The sequence below is a fragment of the Streptococcus sp. Marseille-Q5619 genome, from assembly GCF_946901205.1.
Lineage (GTDB): Bacteria > Bacillota > Bacilli > Lactobacillales > Streptococcaceae > Streptococcus.
Map to the genome: position 1 here is coordinate 103,303 of NZ_CAMPPO010000001.1, position 18,943 is coordinate 122,245.

At 36.7% G+C, this 18,943-nt stretch carries 7 protein-coding genes; all 7 read right to left on the minus strand.

Annotated elements, in window-relative coordinates; all coding sequences use genetic code 11:
• Positions 1-177 precede the first annotated feature (177 nt).
• Complete coding sequence (gene xerS / locus OC530_RS00520) at positions 178-1,248, minus strand: tyrosine recombinase XerS (RefSeq protein ID WP_262078584.1); 1,071 nt, start codon at positions 1,246-1,248, stop codon at positions 178-180.
• A gap of 528 nt (positions 1,249-1,776) precedes the next feature.
• The gene (locus tag OC530_RS00525; protein ID WP_262078587.1) at positions 1,777-3,327 is read right to left on the minus strand and encodes a ClC family H(+)/Cl(-) exchange transporter; all 1,551 of its coding nucleotides are present in this window, start codon (positions 3,325-3,327) and stop codon (positions 1,777-1,779) included.
• Positions 3,328-3,342: 15 nt separating this feature from the next.
• Positions 3,343-4,122: a ribonuclease HII gene (locus OC530_RS00530; RefSeq protein ID WP_173217874.1), complete on the minus strand. Its 780-nt coding sequence runs from the start codon at positions 4,120-4,122 to the stop codon at positions 3,343-3,345.
• Complete coding sequence (ylqF, locus tag OC530_RS00535; RefSeq protein WP_173217872.1) at positions 4,109-4,960, minus strand: ribosome biogenesis GTPase YlqF; 852 nt, start codon at positions 4,958-4,960, stop codon at positions 4,109-4,111. The genes OC530_RS00530 and ylqF overlap by 14 nt, the downstream gene beginning before the upstream one ends.
• Before the next feature lie 252 nt (positions 4,961-5,212).
• Entirely contained in the window at positions 5,213-10,930 is a 5,718-nt protein-coding gene (locus OC530_RS00540; protein ID WP_262078591.1) for an SIALI-17 repeat-containing surface protein, read from the minus strand.
• 41 nt (positions 10,931-10,971) lie between these two features.
• Complete coding sequence (locus OC530_RS00545) at positions 10,972-17,562, minus strand: ZmpA/ZmpB/ZmpC family metallo-endopeptidase (protein ID WP_262078593.1); 6,591 nt, start codon at positions 17,560-17,562, stop codon at positions 10,972-10,974.
• A gap of 200 nt (positions 17,563-17,762) precedes the next feature.
• Positions 17,763-18,941 (minus strand): hypothetical protein, encoded by a 1,179-nt coding sequence (locus tag OC530_RS00550; RefSeq protein ID WP_262078595.1) that lies wholly within the window; start codon positions 18,939-18,941, stop codon positions 17,763-17,765.
• Positions 18,942-18,943 lie beyond the last annotated feature (2 nt).

Sequence of the window (18,943 nt, forward strand, 5' to 3'; positions counted from 1 at the left end):
TCTGCATTATTTTTGCTATAGTTAAATTAGTAGTAGGCAAATGAGAATTTCAAAAATATAGAAACAATTGATATTCCACGCTACTTTACTAGTATCAGATATAAAGAAAAAGAAGTTGCTTATTTTTAGCAGCTTCTTTTTTTGATAAATATTTTACATAAGTTATATTACGTAAAATTATAAACTATCCAAGGCATTTTTTTGTTCATCATTGACGATATGGGTATAGAGGTCAGTGACTTGTGTGCTGGCATGTCCTAGCTGGTGACTGACCAAAACTTGCGATTTAGTGGCATCATAGAGTCTAGTTGCTAGGGTATGGCGCAGTTTATGGGGTGTTACACGGACTTTGAAGTCCTCTGAGTATTTAGCAACCATTTTCTCAACGCTGGAAGCGTCAATACGATTGGGAACACCTCTATAGAGTGTCAAAAAGAGGGCTGTGTCTGTTTTTTCCGTCTTATAGCGTTGATTTCGAATGGCCAGATAATTCTCTAAATAAGGCTTAGCAAAGGCAGCAACATTGACCGAATCGCGTTTGCCACCTTTTCGAGTGACATCAATAACCATCATTTTTAGATTGAGATCTCTTAAATCCAGATTAACAGCTTCAGATAAGCGAACACCCGATGCCAAGAGAAGGGCAATAATGGCTAAATCTCGTTCTTTATTTTTGTTGAATGATGAGAGAGCTCGATTTGAAAGCTCTTGTGGGTAATCTTGGTCGATATAAGTTAGAAAACCTTCTGTTTCATCACCTAGAAAGAGTTTTTGCTTGATGTTTTCAGCTCTGGCAGCAAGGGTTTCTTTCTTTTTCTTGGTTGAAACTTTTTTCATTACATTACGATAGAAATAAGGTTCTCCCTGATCGTTTTCAACTTCCTCAGTCAAATACTTATAAAGACTAGAAAGTGCTGACAAAGTCCGATTGATGGTTGTCTGAGAAACTCCTTGCTTGGTTGTATTAGCATTCAGCAAGGGACGTTCACGTAGATAAAGGATAAAAGATTCCATGTCTTTCTTTGACATATTTTCCAAGACAGATAAGGGAATATCGGACATTTTATCAGCATTTGAAATCCCAGACTCTAAAACCCAGCTGAAAAATCGATCGTATTCCTTAAGGTATTCGTACAGGGTTGTAAAACTGTAGGGCACAGCCAGCTTAGATTGGTAGTATTCCAGTACATACCAGGGCATGATTTGTTTTAGTTTGTCAATTCGTTCCAGTAAAATCTCACGTTTCATGTATTTTCTCCATAAATAAGTCTACTAGTAGTATAGCATAGACCTATTTATTTTTCAAGAAAATTATAGTTTTTCGGAAAGATGTTGTAGAGATTTTTAAAAAAGACTTAGATCTTTTTTACTCAGGTCTAAATCTTTGGAGTTATTATTGTGAATAATTATCTAGTGCTTTTTCTAGCTTCCAAATACTAAACCAGAATGAAATAGTCAACAGAATAAGGAAAATAAAAAAGAGATTATCAGTAACGATACTTCTGTTCATTCTACATACATTCTACATAACTGAAGAGCTATATAAGGAGCTATGAGATACAAAATACATTGTATAATCGCTATCGTTTTCTTTTTCATGATTTTAATCTTACTGTACAGATTTGATACAGTAAACTCCTTTCTAGCTTTATGCTTTATCGTTCAATTATTTGTATGAGAAATATCTGTAAAAAATAACCGATCTCATTGCTGAGAATCGGTTATTTAAATAAATTAAGTTGATATTTACATAACATAAATTATGTAACAATTATACTATAACAACAAATCTTTGACTTTCCCAATTTCGCTTTTTGGAATAACTAGATGAATCATATCACCCAGATACATTCTGGTTGAGCCGTTAACTGTTTGGCTCTTGCCATTATGGACTTGGGTAGTGATGAGGACGTTGTGTGGTAAGTTGAGTTCATGAACTTGTTTCCCAGCAATTTTATCAGAAACTGGTATTTCGATAAGTGTAACTTCTCCTTCGCTGGATACTTCTTCTGGAAGCATTTTTTCCAGCATGGCTTCATAGACTGGTGCACCCTTGAGCAAATCCATGATAATATAAGAGACAAGAGTGACAAGACCAAGTGGCATGAGGTTGCGAATATCTCCTACCATCTCAGTTACGAGTATCATAGCAGTTAAGGGAGCCTTGGATATTGCTCCAAAATAGCCACTCATTCCTAGAATGACAAATATAGGGAATTGCTCCTGACTGACAAGTCCAATATTCACACAAATGACACCAACTAGGGCACCAAGTAAGGAACCGAGAGCCAAAATTGGTAGGAAAATTCCTCCTGGAAGACCACTTCCATAACTAATCATGCTCCAGATAAAGCGAATTAAAAAGTAAGCTAATAGAACTTGAAAACTAAAATCTTGCTCAGTTAGGGAAAGTACCAGCTGATTTCCACCACCAAGGATGTGGGGTAAAAAAATTCCGACTGGTATGATGAGAATGAAGGCTAGAATTGGATAATAAGCTCTATCCAAATGGATTTTTTGACCAATCCAATCATAAAGTCTACCGACATCGAGCACAGCTTTTTCATAGAGAAAACCGGAAAATCCAAGGAAAATTCCCATCACAAGATAAATCCAGTATTGATCTAGGGTCATGAGAGGAATGTTATCTGGCATATCCAATACTGGTGTCAAACCGAACATGAGCAGAGACACAAAGTTTGCTACGATGCTGGCTGCTAGTGTAGAAACCCAGAAAAAGCGCGAAAAATGGTGATAAACTTCTTCTACTACAAAGAGGAGGCCTGCTATTGGTGCATTAAAGGCTGCGGCTAAACCTGCTGCAGCTCCACTTGCAATCAGGGAACGTTCCTCTACTGGACTGGATTTGAGCCACTTGGCGATACCTTTACCACCAACAGCTCCCAGTTGGATACTTGGCCCTTCTCGACCTAACATAAGTCCACTAGCAATAGCAAGAATTCCTAGAATATATTTTTTCCAAAGAACTCCCCACCAATTGAGGGTCATGAGACCTTTCAGTTCGGCTTCGACTTGCGGAATTCCTGAGCCTTTAATATCTTTTTCAGAGCGTGTCAGTTTGGCACTGAGCCAGCAGATGATTAGATAAAACAGGGCGATAATAAATAAATTAACAAATAGGTGCGCTTGATCTTGATAAAGTCCTTGTATCAGGTGGAAGCCTTTTTCAATTAAGAAACGAAAGGATCCGACGATAATTCCAACGACGAGGCCGACAATGATTCCTCGACCAACTTGGGATAGTATAGTGCTGGATGCAAAGGCGAATTCTTTCTTAGAACGGACTATTTCCGACTGTTCCTCCATGGTATTTCCTTTCAATTAACTTTCTTTTTTACCTAAAACCAGGGATTTAACGGGTTCAAAGCTGGTTCGGTGAATTGGGGTAACTCCTAGTTTTTTCAGTCCTTCCAGGTGTTTGGCTGTTCCATATCCTGCATTAGTAGCGAAATCATAGCCAGGGAACTGCTGATCGTAGTCCTTCATCAATTCATCACGGGTCACCTTGGCTACTATGGAAGCTGCTGCGATCGAGAGGGAGTTGGCATCTCCTTTGATGATGGAGGTTTGTGAAATGGGCAATTCCAGTTTCATGGCATCTATTAGGAGGTGCTCGGGTTGAGGACTGAGCTGGGAGATTGCTTCTTGCATGGCTAGTTTGGTTGCTTCATAGATATTGACTTGGTCGATGACCTGATTATCCATGATACCAATTCCAATCGACAAGGCTTGGTCTTGAACGGCTTGAAAAATCTCCAGATGTTTCTTTTTAGGGATTTTCTTGCTGTCGTTGAGGCCTTTAATCTTACAATTTTGAGGTAAAATAACGGCTGCAGCAACCACAGGCCCAGCTAGAGGACCTCGGCCGACTTCATCAACACCAGCAATTAAGGTCAATCCTTGCTTATACAGTTCCTTTTCATAGGAAAGCATGGATTCCAAACGAAGATCCTCATCCAATTCTGCCTGAATAGCTTTTTTACGCTTGCTGATTTCCTTTTGAACTCCAGAGCGATTATCCTTTTCAAGCTCTAAAAAAATAGGGCTTTCTAACTCCTTGACCGTTTCAAGGAGTTCTTTGATTTCTTTAATCGTCGCCATCGAGGTCTTCCAATGTATCTAAGGTATAGTTACCGAGTTTGCCATCACGGACTTCCTTCACGAAGAGACTGTAAAAACGGTCATAGTCATCACGGAAACCGAGGGCACGGGTCATATCCATAATAATAACAGTCGCTTCTTCTTCAATTTTCATTTGTTTGAAGCGTTCAGCCAGCTTTTCTGGATAATGTTCTTTGAAATAATTAAGACCAAAAATGGTCACCTCGTCCATAGGGAGCAACTGGTCTTTAATAGCTCCAGTCAAGGCTAGTTTAAGAGCAACAGTTTCGTCTTCGAATTTAGGCCAGAGAATCCCTGGTGTATCCAAGATTTCCAGGTCTTTATTTGTTTTGAGCCATTGTTGTCCCTTGGTCACCCCTGGTTTATTGCCGACAACGGCAATTTTCTTACCAGCTAAACGGTTCATAAGAGTTGATTTACCAGCATTTGGAATCCCGATAATCATGGTACGCAAGGTTTCAATCTTGATACCACGTTCTTTCTGACGAGTAATCTTATCAGCCATGAGTTTTTTTGCCGCATCTGTTACAACTTTTACAGTCACTTGCTCTTTGGAGTTGATAGCTAGCGTCTGGATTCCTTGTGATTCAAAATACTGACGCCATTCTTTGGTCATTGCTGGGTCAGCCAAGTCTGCCTTGTTTAAAATCAAGAGTTTTGGTTTGTCACCAACAATTTTGGTCAACATAGGATTTTGACTAGATAAAGGTAAACGTGCATCCACCAAAATCGTTACAAAATCAACAAATTTTAAATTTTCCTGAACCTGTCGACGTGCTTTAGACATGTGACCAGGAAACCATTGAATAGTAGCCATTGAATTTTTTCCTTTCGTAGCAAGGGTTTAGATACCCTATTTTATTTTACTATCGTTTGAACATAGAGAGTTCTCAAATGAATGATGTTCAAATAGTTTTTTGTTTTATGATATAGAAATCTACTTTATATTATATCATGACTTCTTTCTTTTGTCCGATGATAGCCTTTCAAGCACTCTATATAGAAAAAAGCCATCAAATGATGACTTTTCAGAGGGAGCAAAAAACTGCCCTCTTTATATTTTAAACATTTAAATGTCTTCTTTAAACAGTTGGTTAAAGAAACCGTCTGTGTTTTTAAGAAGGGCTTTGAAGACCTTAGATTTCAAGTCCACTGTATTTTTGAAATGATCTTTAATTTTCGGATCTGACATACCATCAAGATCTTTTTGAACAGCTTCATCAAATAAAGTTTTCAACTGAGCATAATTTGTAATTTGACGACCATCAATTTCAATAGTTTCAAATCCTTTTTCTGCTTTTGACTTAACATCTTTGAAGTATTGTTTCTTCCACTCTTCAAGAGTATTAAATACACCTTTAGATACCTTCTTAATAATGAAATCATCACCTAATAGCTTGTTGTTCTCTCTATTAGCTTCACCTTGGTATTTACTAGATACATATCCGATAAATCCATTTTCATAGCCAAAGTAACCCCACATACGGAAGGCATTATGCTTGAATGATAATGAACCTGGGGCACCTTTACTTGTATTACCACCATAAATACCAGCCATCATATTGACATTGACATAAGCCGTACCAAAATCTTCTGGGTGGAAGACCTTATTGCCTGGATTTCCGTGAATGGTCATGAAATTATTATTTACCAAATCATCAATGGTTTCAAGCTTGGTCATTTTCTCAGCGTCTGTCAAGTCACGCACTTTGTCCCATTGGTGAGGACCACTTAGTTTATTTCTATCCATTGGTCGACGTATTTCACGGTCAATTTTCTTGAACCACTTACCATTATCGCCTTTAACCTTAGGAAGAACAGCTTCAGCTTCAGCATAATCAAGCATCATCATAGCTTCATTGTAGTTCTTCATGTAATGGTCGATTTGGTTACGTGTTTGAAGTTTGTCAGGGTCGGGATTATACCATTGATTTCCATCATTTGGACGATGATAGGCCATGTTAAGACCTAACGCACCATATTCACCATTTGTTGTTGACTTATCAGGAGTTTGCAACATACCTTGAGCAAAGGCTTCTAAATCTGTACCTTGACGATGGTTATGTCCTCCAAAGTAAGCTACACGGTCATTAATGTGTGTGGTTTCATGTGTGAAGGCAGAGATACCAAACGGGTCAAGCATATTGGTTACCATGAAGAATACTTGCTCATCTTTCCACGGTTTATCGTAGATTTTCGCCATCGCTCCCATAGCTCCATTAACTTGATGCCAACGGTTAGTCGGGCCGAATAGTTCACGAATAGGAGATACCACGGTTCCACCTTTTCCATAACCTTGACGATTTGCATCCTTAATTCCTTCATAAGTTTGATTATCCCAAACAGGTGTTGGTACCATATACTCGCTCTTCAAGAGTTTATTACGAACACTTGGAAGAGCTAAACGAGACCAGAAATCAAGATAAGTTTGTTGTGATTTAGCGACTTCATCAATACGTTTCTTCAATTCCTTACGTTCTTCTTCAGTGTTCTTACCATATTTCTCAAATGAACTATAAGCCATCGTGTTATATGTTGAAATCATAAAGATATGGGCTTTCTTTAAGTTGAGCAATGGTAAAATCATACGACCGTGAACGTCATTATTTAAACCGTCAAATACACGATGTCGCTTATCTTTAAAGGCTTCAGTAGTTGTTTCAGGCTCTGCTACATAAACGTTTTTCGCAGAATGAATAAACCAGTCATTCAAATCTTTATCTTCTGTAAATAAACGCATATTATAGTCTAAGAAGCTACGTAAATCACCTTTACCAGTTGCACCAGCAATCACTTCTTTGTAGGCATCTTGTGTACGGTCACCTTTCAAGAAATGTTCTCTTGAACCAATTTGAATCAAACGGTCTAGTACACTTGGTGTCTTACCATAGAAGTCCGGTTTGAACATCATGATATCCTTGATACTCAAATCACCATATTTGATATCATAGTAACGATTAAGATAAGTCAGTCCCATTATAATCTTAGCTTTATTATCTTCTACTTTCTTGAGTAGCGATTTCATCGCGGCAGCATCAACGTTTAATTGATGGTCTTCATTTTCGACCAAGGCTTTGACGAACTTATCTAGATTTTGCTTCACTTCGGCAAAACTTTCTTCTAAGTATAGATTACGAATATATCCATCTTTACGAGCATTTGTATTTTCTTCTGACTTCTTACGTATATCCATTAATGCGCGTACTTCAGCTGAAATTAGGTCAACACTTGAAAGTCTTTCTTTAACATCAGCAATCAATTTATCACGATTTTTAACAACCATATTTGGTGTGTAAACCACATCATCTAAACCATCAATACTATACTCACGAACTTGTTTCACCTTAGAATCAGCAACTGCTGTCACGTTCATTTCTTCTTTGGTGCCATCCGCATAGTGAACCATAATCTTATCAATATCTGATAAGTCCGTCACAAACTGACCATTCTTCATACCTGTAACAGATAACACTTCTTTAGTCATTAGGTTTGAACTTGTAGCCAATCTGTTACCTTGGTTTACAATCCATTCCTTATTGTAGAAGGGTTGTAGTTTCTCGATGTTGTGGTATGCCTGCTCACGCGTTGCGTCATAATCTTGAGTTGTTTTATACTCATTATCACGAGTTGTTAGGTTGTTAAGTGTATTCACAAGTGGGTCTGTGATTTCATACTTATCAGCAGTGATATTGAAGGTGGCAATACGTTTATCAGCTTCAGCTTGGTCTACACTCTGAATTTGTTTTGAACGTTTATATGAAACATTGCCTGACGCAATATCTCTCACATATACATTGTTCTTGAAGTAATAGAATCCAAAGTCTGGGTCGCCCGAATCCACTAAACCAGAACCGTACATGATTTCACCATTGTTTACTTTCATCATGCTGACGTTGTTTTCAACCCATCCCCAATTGTAGTTGTCGTGAATGAGCCCACCACTTTGGTTATTTGTTTTGAGAGTCATGGATCCTTTAACAACGGATTTAGTCAAGTGACCTTTTTGTTTTACATCCATAGGGTTTACACCGTGGTCGATTTTCGCAATCAGTCCACCGAATTTAGCGTTGTTTGCCTTAATATTCGCATCTACATAAGAGCTATCAACATTACTTCGCCAACTTTCGCTGACAAGTCCACCAGCCCACCAACCTTTGTTACCCACACTTTCGATTTTACCAATGAAAGCAACATTGCGCATGCTGGATTCATCAAGTTTGTTTACCATACCCGTCACGTCATTGTTACCAACAACTTGGCCAGTCACTTTGATATTTTCAATTGTTGAATTCTTAAAGTTTTCACCGAGTGGTGCGGTTCGGTCTGCCCAAGGCATGTTTATGTTTACATTCCCCAGATTAATGTCATGAATGTGAGCATTTTCAGCTCTTGCAAATAATGGCCGTGCCAGATTATGGATAGTGAAGTGATTGCTTCCATCACTCAATAATTTTCCTTTGAAAACATTCGTCACATATGATTTGTTCGGGGTTGGTGTATTAGTTGCATTTAAGTCAGCCCCAAGTTTAAACTCACCATCAGGTTTTTTCTGCATATCTTCAATGAGTTCTTTGAAGTTGTAATATACATTTCCAACCTTTGGTCGTGGTTTTTCCATGTAATAAACGTACTCATTACGTATCTTGCTTGGGTCAGTATGCTGAATAAGGTCAACAGCTCTTGCGGTTACTTTGTAGAGAATTTGACCAACCTGATTAATCTCTTCGATTTGATCAACTGCTAAACGAGTCACTTTGTTATCCCGAGACGTCACTTTGAGATAGTATTTTTCAGTCTCTGTTGGTGTCTCAGTCAGGAAGTCCTTCAATGTTTCTGTTCCATCTTCTTCGACTTTTACAAGATTTGTTGAGGTAATGTTTTTCAACTCAATTTTTTTCAAATCCAAGCGAAGTGGTTTCTCTTCTAATGTTGCAGTTTCTTCTCCCTTACCACGGTCATAGGTCATAGTGGTTTCTATCTTATAGTCCTTGTAGAATTTTAAATCTTCTACCTGCTTATCTAATTGCTCTGAAGTTAAATCTACTGTTTTGACAATTTCATTTCCATCTTTAATTGTCGCAGTAATTTTATTGATCTTGACTCCATCTGTATTAACCAAATGATAAAAAAGATTTGCGGAGCGGTCTAATACATTTGTATCTGTTCGCTCCAAAGTCAAAACAGGAGCCGTTTTTTCTTTAGGCTTTTCTTTTGTACCTTTTACAAGAATTTCAGGCTTCATTTCTTTCAAGATAGTTACTGTTTCAACTGGTTCACTAATTTTTTTGCCATGTAACTCTTCATAGCTAGTAACAATTTGACGTTCGCCATCCTCACCAACTTGTTTAACAGAATCATCGCCTATAAATTTGCTAGGATCAGATTCTTCTGTGATAGTTTTAGGAATAGTCTCTTTACGAATATCGGTATGTAAAGAAGGCAACTCTTCTCTTTCTGATGCAACTTCTGAAACTGTAGATACTGGTTCAGTGTATTCTGTCTTCTTGCTAATAGGTGGTTCAAGTAAGTTTCCTTTTTCATCCACTCCTATTGTACCTACTGGTTCCGTGTATGCTGGTTTTTCGCTAACAGGTGGTTCAATCAAGTTTCCTTTTTCATCCACTCCTATTGTACCTACTGGTTCCGTGTATGCTGGTTTTTCGCTAACAGGTGGTTCAATCAAGTTTCCTTTTTCATCCACTCCTGTTGTACCTACTGGCTCAGTATATTCTGGCTTTTCGCTAACAGGTGGCTCAAGTAAGTTTCCTTTTTCATCCACTCCTGTTGCACCTACAGGTTCAGTATATTCTGGTTGCTCAGTTTTAGGCACTTCATCTGGACCTGTACCTACAGGAGCTGTGTACTCAGTTTTCTCTACTTTAGGAGCCTCGTCTGGAACAGTACCTATAGGTTTAGTGTATGCTGGTTTTTCATGAACTTTTGGTTCAACTAAATTACCGCCAATTGGAGCTGCATATTCTGGTTGCTCATGAACTTCAGATTCTACCAGATTACCACTAGCTGGTGCTGTATGTTCTGGCTTCTCAGCTTTAGGCGCCTCGTCAGGGACTGTGCCTACCGGTGCAGTGTACTCTGGCTTCTCTGATTTAGTTGTCTCGTTTGGAACGGTGCTTACAGACTCTGGATTTTTAGGTTTTTCTGCTTTAGGCGCTTCATTATGAACACTTTGAATTTCAGACTTTTCTGACTGAGTAAATGATGTGTTTATTTCGCTTTGAATAGAACGAATCATCGTTTTATCTGGCGCTAGAATATCCTTTGTCCCCTCATCCTTATGTTGAATTTCTGAAATTGCATCATCATTAAGGGGTAGGTATCCAATATAACGATATCCAGCAATTTGAACTACTCCTTCATTACTTGGAGCTTTCAAAGGATTGCTTATATCGAGTGCTTGTATGCTAGAAAGACCGATTAGTCCAATCGTAGTAACTAAGAACAGACTAGCAACTTTTTTCTTTTTATGAACTAAAAGAACTAAACTACCAATAGCTAATAGACCTAAAGCTGTAAGCACAGAAGTCGATGAACCTGTTGCAGGAAGAGTTTCCTGCTGATAAATAAGAGCATAAATTTTCTCATTATCAGTAGGAATTCCTGCCTGAATCTTTGTTTGTTCTTCTTGTGTAAGAGAGCTTTTTTCAATGTAATGATAGGTAGAAGCATGAATGATTGACGGTGCAACCAAGATACTTCCGAGTAATACCGAACCAACAATCCCACAGATTTTTCGGATCGAAAATCGTTCTTTTTTAAATAATGACAAGCGTAATCACCTTCTTTAATTTTATTTCCTAATAGTAAACACTATTTTTTATTCTCAAAAATTGAACTTCTAAAATCACCGGTTTGGTCAAGATAAGCTTTAAAGATCGCTTTTTTCAGTTTAAGAACTCTACTATATTCAGGATAAATATTTACACGTTCATCCTCTGCATCAGCTTTGACAGCAGCAGTTATCATACTTTGAAGCTCTTCTATATTTTTTATTGTCACTCTATCTTTTCTGAACCAATTTCCATTTGGGTTATCGAAGCTAATGCTCATTAATTTATTAAATTTAGCTTTTCGCTCTTCATACATTGCTTTTTTAAAGTCTACCCAAGATGAGTAACTATTATTAAATATTTTTTGAAGTACTAACTCATCAGTTACATTACCAACTTCCTTACCATATGACTTAATCACTTTACCTTTAGCTTTCGCTTCTTCTGCGTATTGATTAGAAATATATGGTACCATTCCATCTTTAAATCCTTTTGCAGCTAACAATTCAAACGCCATACGACGTCCCATTAAATCACCCGGCGTTCCTTCATTATTACTTAAAGCTGAATATATTGGTGAAAATAGTTTAATTGTATAATAGCCATTTCGTTTAAAGGTATTATCATTGTCATTTTCATATCCTCTTCTTGTAATAACATCATTTTCAATTAGACTATTAAATGTCGTTAATTTGCTAAGTTCACTTTCATTTAAGTAACGAATAGTATTAGTTGCATATACTTTACTTCCGTCTGGATCCGGTTCAAATTTATTTTCTATTTTTCTCAACAACTCATTTTTCTTAGAAATATCTAAGTTAACAACAGTATTACCTTCTAGATATTCTAGCATATAAATTACATCAAACATATTATGCATATATTTTTGCAAATCTTCTGCATTATTAAATCGTTTTGTAGGATCTTTCACCTGAAGTCTAGTTGGATCTTCTGATTCTTCATACTTCAATATAGAGTTAATCGTAATAGTAGGATCATTTGGATGATCCGGAGCTTGTAATAATCCTTTTGCATAAAATTCTGGTCCAAGTCCATTTCTTCTTCCATAGCCTCCAAGATAAATTTCTCTATCTGAGTTATGTGTCATTTCATGTGTATAAGTTACCGCACCATCTTTATCAAGCATACGATAAGCCATATAATAGAATGCATCCCCTGTAGCGTATGCTCCATTAGAATTATGAACAACATTATTTCCTGCCGGACCGAAGAAATGTTTTATTGCTGGATGATTAGTTTCAAAAGTTGCTTGGTATGTATCTTTTTCGCCTTTATCATCTGTACCAAATCTAAATGCATCATAAACTAGAACACTTCTATATAATTTTTCTTTATTTTCATTATCTAGAATTTTATACCAATAATCATAGTGATCTCTAAATCTAGCAGCCGCTTCTCTTGCTTTTGTTTCAACATAGTCATTTAAATTAGTTCCTGCTGGATGTTCTTTACTTCTATATCTATCATAAGCACCGAAACCTATAGTCGAAATGTTCGCTATGATAAACACAGATTTTTCAGGTAATGTTAATAGCGGCAATACCATACTTGGATATTTCCATGATGGGCTAGTTAATCTGTCATATACTCCAATTGAATATGGACTACCAGCTATTGATTGCTTATCACTTACCTCTTTAATTGCAGATTTTTCTTCTACTATATAAGCTTTAGTTTGTTCTTTAAACCACTCATTATTTGTTTTATCTGGTACAAAAGCTTTTCTATATTTTTCTAATGCATCAAATAAATTATTAGTTTTATAATTTTTTGCTAATAAAACGTTATAAGTTATAACATTATTTTTCGCTAGTAAATTATTAAATCCAGATTTACCTAATTCGATAACATTATCTAACGCTGAACTATTTGATTTACCAAAGAAATCCAAGTGGTACATAACTAAATCTTTCGCTTTTGTTTCACCATATTTGAAATTGTACCAACGCACTAAGTATGTTAATCCTAGAAGTAGAGCTTCTTTATTATTTTTAATTTTTTCAATTACATAATTATCTATTACCTTATTGTTATTTTCTGCTATTGCAGCATCTGCAGTAAGAAGTTTCGTCAAACTATCTTTCAAATTAGTTTTTGTAGTATTGAATTGATCTTCTAAATATAACTCCGTTAAGCTAACATCATTAGAAACATCTAATACTTTTCTAATTGCGTCTGATTTGTATTCTACACTATTTAATGCTGGTAAAACTTCTCCTAAAATATTATTATAATTGCGAAGTAATGTATTCGGTGTGTAAATTAAATTTGTACCGCCTATTCTATACTCTGCTACACTTGAAAAATCACTTTGATATTCTATATTTTTTGTCTCTGATGTATTGTCCGTGTAATATAGTAACAGTTTATTTATACTTTCTTTGTTTTTGTTAATATCACTAATTACTTCATTATCTTTCATAGGAATCACTGACAATAATTCTTTATTATAAAGATTACTACTTGTCTCTACTAAATTCCCGTACTTAACTATCGTTTCTCTATTATAGAATGGTAATAGTTTTTCTATATTTTTATATACTTTTTCTTTTGATGAATCAGCATTCTCAAGACTTCTATAGTCAGTTACATATCTAGAAGAGAAGTTAAAATCTTCTGTTTTAGTAGTATTTTTAGATACAAAAGCAGCTTTTTTCTCTCTAATTTGTGCGTCTTCTAATACTTCTCCTCTTTGAACATCAGAATCCTTAGTTAAGATTTCATCATCTTCTTGTACTACGTTTACAACCTTATTATTTTTGTTGCTATATACATGATTTGCTTTCATGTTAGTGAAATCTTTTCCAGTTATAGCATTACCGTTTGTAACATTAACGTCGCTTAGTACATTAGAAAGTCGACCAGATTTTTCTAATCCTCCAGCTGGATCCCAAAGATTACCAACTACTCCACCAACGTTTGCAAAACGTTGAACATTATTAAGATTTCCTTCAGCATAACTATTACTAATTAGTGCACTATCTTCTACTGCACCAACTATTCCACCAATAGATTGATCACCTTTAGTTGCGTTTGATGCTAAATCAATTGATGCGAACGACTTATCTATTAATCCCCTCGAACCAGAAAGTTTACCTACTAAACCTCCGATTTGATAACTAGCAACTGTTTTATATGTATTAGTTATTCTACCTGTATAGCTACTGTTAGAAATAGTAGAATTATTAACTTGTGATACTAATCCTCCAATTCCATGTTCCCCAGCTATTGCTCCATCAGCATGAACATTATCAATATGGGTATTGCTATTCGCTTCTTTTGCAAGTGTTGCAGCATCTTCTTTTGCTGAAATATTGACATCTTTTAGTGAAAGTTTTTCTACTGTAGCACCATTTAATCCCCCAAATAATGGTTTTTTCAAATTATAAATAGCGTAATATTTCTCATTATTTGTTCCTACTAATGTTCCATGGAATACATTATTCACATAACTTTCTTGACCATCTGGAAGTTCAACTTCACGAGCATCCATAGTTGCACCTAAACGAAACGTACCACGTGGATCATTATTCATGGCATCTACTAGATTTTTAAATGATGTATAGACGCCAGTTTCACTTTGCTGAGTTTTTGGTAAATAGTATGTATAATTTTCTAGTACATTATTATTTTCATGTTGTATCAGATTATTTACACTTGCTACTATTTTATAAACATCTCTATTATCTTTATTATCATTAGTAATGCTTGTAACTGGTAGCATCACATCTTTAAAGTTCTCTGATTTAACTTTCATAAAGTAATTTTCTGCATTACTTGGTAAAGAAGCAAGTGAAGTTACATGTCGATACTTATTACCATCTTTTGAATATAGTTCTACAGAAGATATATTTCTAAGTTCTAATTTCTTAATAACTTCTTTTTCATCTTTAGCGTCATCTTTTTTCTCATCTTTATGACGATAAAGTTTATCGTATACTGGGGTAATCTCATTACCTGCTATAATGCTCTTAATCCAAGCTAATTGTGTAGGAGATAAAATCAATCCGCCTGAGCGATTTTGTGCTCCATTTTGGTGGACACCAATGACTTCACCATTAGCATTAAATATTCCTCCACCACTCATACCAGGATTTCCACCTTGATATTGAACACCGTAGGTGTTATTCGCGTATTCTTGTTCCATTTCTACCGTAGCATCTTTTAAGTGCGTATATTTCCCAGCTGGATATCCATGAACATTTAGTTTGTCATTAAGGTTTACTTTCGAATAATTTTTAACTAATTCTACATGTTCTCTGCCAGTTGTTTCAGGTAGCTTAATCACTGCTAAATCATAGATAAATCCTTTTGGATAATCTTTTTTATTATAAAAATGAATATTGTTAGCAGTAAATGTTCCTTTTTGTCCATCAGGAGTCACCCACTCATATACGTTTTTAGATTTATCACCTCTAAATTCGCCCGTAGTATTATCAGTAGAATTATTAATGAAATTATGTGCTACTGTTAAAAGTACATTTGGTGCAATAAAAGTAGCTGATCCTACTCCAGTAACCTTCGACGAATCTGTAATAAAGTTCATATTAATTAATGCACTAGATTTTTTCTGAATACTCATTTCTTCTGGTGTATTAGTATTTTCATTATTTGGTTTAGTATCTTCTGCACTAGGTTGTTCGATTTTACCAGTATATTCTTTCGGTGCTTCTACTTTCTCTGGCTCGACTATCGCTCCAGACTGTGGACCTGTGTATTCTGGTAGTGGTGCTACCTGCTCTGGTTCAACAATAGCTCCGGCTTGTGGTTCTTTATATTCTGGAAGCGGTGCTACTTGTTCTGGTTCTACTATAGCTCCGGCCTGAACTCCTGTATATTCAGGTAGCGGTGCTATCTGCTCTGGCTCGACTATCGCTCCAGCCTGTGGACCTGTGTATTCTGGTAGTGGTGCCACTTGCTCAGGTTCGACTACAGCTCCAGCCTGTACCCCTGTGTATTCTGGTAGTGGTGCTACTTGCTCTGGTTCAACGATAGCGCCAGCCTGTACTCCTGTGTATTCTGGTAGTGGTGCTACCTGCTCTGGTTCAACAATAGCTCCGGCTTGTGGTCCTTTATATTCTGGAAGCGGTGCCACCTGTTCAGGTTCTCTTTTATCACTTACCACAGTATCTGGCGACTCTGGTTGAACCTCAGTCTCACCTTTGTCGGTCACAACCGCTTCCGGTAGCTCTGGTTGGACTGCTGGTTCGCCTTTTTCAGTTACAACTGCTTCGGGTAACGCTGGTTGGACTTCTGGTACACCTTTATCTGTTACAACTGCTTCTGGCAACTCTGGTTGGACTGCTGGCTCACCTTTGTCGGTTACTACAGCTGCTGGTAGTTCAGGCTGAATTGCGGGTTCAACAATAGCTCCAGACTGTACTTCCTTATGTTCTGCACCAGTCTCAGGTTGTTCCTTTATAACTTGAGCTTTTTTAGTACCTTTTTCGACTATTCTTGTAACAGGCGCACTCATTGAAGTTGAAACAATTTCTCGTGAAACCTCTTCCTTGTTTACAGAGAATATTCTGACGATTTCAACTTTCTTACCTAATTTACCTTCTTGTTTTACTCTTACAGTTCCTTCAGCTAAATCAGGATTTTCTTGAATTTCTTCTTGAAAATCTATTTTTGTCTCTATAGTTTCCTCACGATATAAGAGTTCAGGTTTATTCAACTGGCCTGATAGAACTTCATCCTGTGGATTTAATGTATTTACCCCAGTCTTTTCTTTTGGAGAAACCTTCTCGTCTTTTTTCGTTTCTAGATTCTTATGTTCTGCTAATTGTTCTTGCGAATCTGAAGATTGTTTCTCTTCTTTTCTTGGATTCGTTAATTCTGTAGAAAGAGGTTTTTCAACTACTTGAACTTCTGTCGGCTTAGTTGAAGAAACAGGTGTTTGTTCCTGAATAGCTTGTACTGTTGATGGATTCTCTACAAAATTCGGTGTAACATTATAATCCACCTTTTGTTGTTTTGTAGGAGTGGCAACTGAACTCTTTTGATTACTTACTTCAGAATCAGAAGTAGTTTTTCCCTCTTTGATATATCCAATATATGTGTAACCTGAAATGTCTTTAGGAAGAGGCAATTTTTCTCCAGAGGTCAATTCATAGTCCGTATTGTAATTTAGCAAAAGATGATTTTCTAAAGCATGAGCCGATACAAGAACACCGTTTCCTATTCCTGCAACCAATACTAAATGTAATACCGTTTTATTCTTAACTTTTTTCTTGGAAACAGCAAAAATTAAAATCCCCAGAGCCGCTAAGCTAGCACCAGCAACTAAGGCTTGCACCTCATTCTTGCTTCCAGTATTTGGCAATTCCGCCAGTTGATTTTGAGAATTTAACTTATAAACAAGATAATAAGTCTCATCATCATTCTCCACGTATGTCGGAATATCATAAACGAGCTGATTCTTTTCTTCTGATGATAGCTCTGAATCTGTTACATATTTATAGTGAACACCTTTAGTTTCTTGAGCATCCACAGATGAACTAGCTAATACAGACATAAAAAATAAACTTGAAATCGTTGCAGATACAAGTCCTACTGATAATTTTCTAAATGAAAAACGTTCTTGTTTTTCACCAAAATACTTTCCCATGATTCCTCCTTGAAATACAATTTATAAATGTTACAAAGACCTTTATTATATTAGTGTATTATCTATAAAAAAGGCAGTATACCTTAATTATACTCTTTATTTACCGAAAAGTCTTAAAATTTAGTAGCGTTTTCATACTTTGTTTTATATTTTTTTGGATAAAATAACACCTACCATGAAACTTCCACGGTAGGTGTTACTTATATCACTAATCGTTCTAAAAATGGTTTGAGGCAGTTGAAGAGAATTCCTTCTATCCAGCTTTCCTGTGCTGAGGAGAGATGCTCTGTCTGAAGGCTTTCTTTTAAAAAGTCTCGGACTTGTTCTGGTGCGATTTCAAACTCAAAGGCTTTCATTTTATAGAAAAAGTCTAGCAGATAGTCTGATAAGTATTCAGTTGAAAAAGGCACTTCTCCACTTTTTCGATATTCTAATAAGAGCCGAGCAAATCGGGCTTTTTCTTCAGGAAGCTCACGAAAATAGGAATTGAGGAGCCAGGTCTGCTTCTGCTTTCTTTCAATTGGATCCTGACTAGCAATTCGTTGGTCTTTTTCCAGCTCTTTTTGGTATTGTTTGGCCTTGATAGCCCGTTCTGTCCGATTTTTACCAAAAAGAATTTTCTCCCACTTTCGTTCTTCTTGAGTCAGGGTCTCTGTAAAGCCAAAGTAATCTTGATAGGCACGCTCTGCTGGGCCCATAGCTAGAACCAGATTGTCTGCATATTGCTTGGCGATTTTATCCCTCTTCTTGCGCTCTTTCTCTGCCTGAATACGGAGTTCTTGTTCGTAGTCAATTTTCTCCTTACCTAGCTTGACAAGGTAGAGTTGGTCATCTGGTTTTCCAAGTAAAAAGGGTTTGATATACTTTTCTAGGACTTCTTCCATCCGAGCCTTTTTCTTTGGTTCCGCCTTGGTCCAACTTCCTCCTTGAAAGACTTCTAGGAAGAGCTGGTAGTCTCTATCAGGGGAGAACTGATTGCCACGATTAGGTTTAAAAACACCTTTTTCCCAGAGCCACTTTAGAAGACGCTCGTCAAAGTCACTTTTATTGACCTTGATTTTCTCCTTTTTCTGGGCTTTTCTGGTCAGATTTTCAACCTTTCTGAGCAGTTTTTCTTCCTCTTCCAATTGCTGGTCAAGGGACAATCGATGAAAATGACGAACACAGTCGCTACCAATTGGAAAGAGGCGTTGGCCTGTGACACCGTTAAAGAGTTCATAAGCGTATTTGATGGCATTTCCACAGACACAATTGCTACGGCCAATACCGTTAAAAATCAAGGAAACTTCATTCCATTCCTTGGTAGCTTGTTCCCAAGTATCCGCTTTTGAAGCCTGTAAAACCGCATCATGCAGGGATTTTCTAACTGGAAGTGTCATGA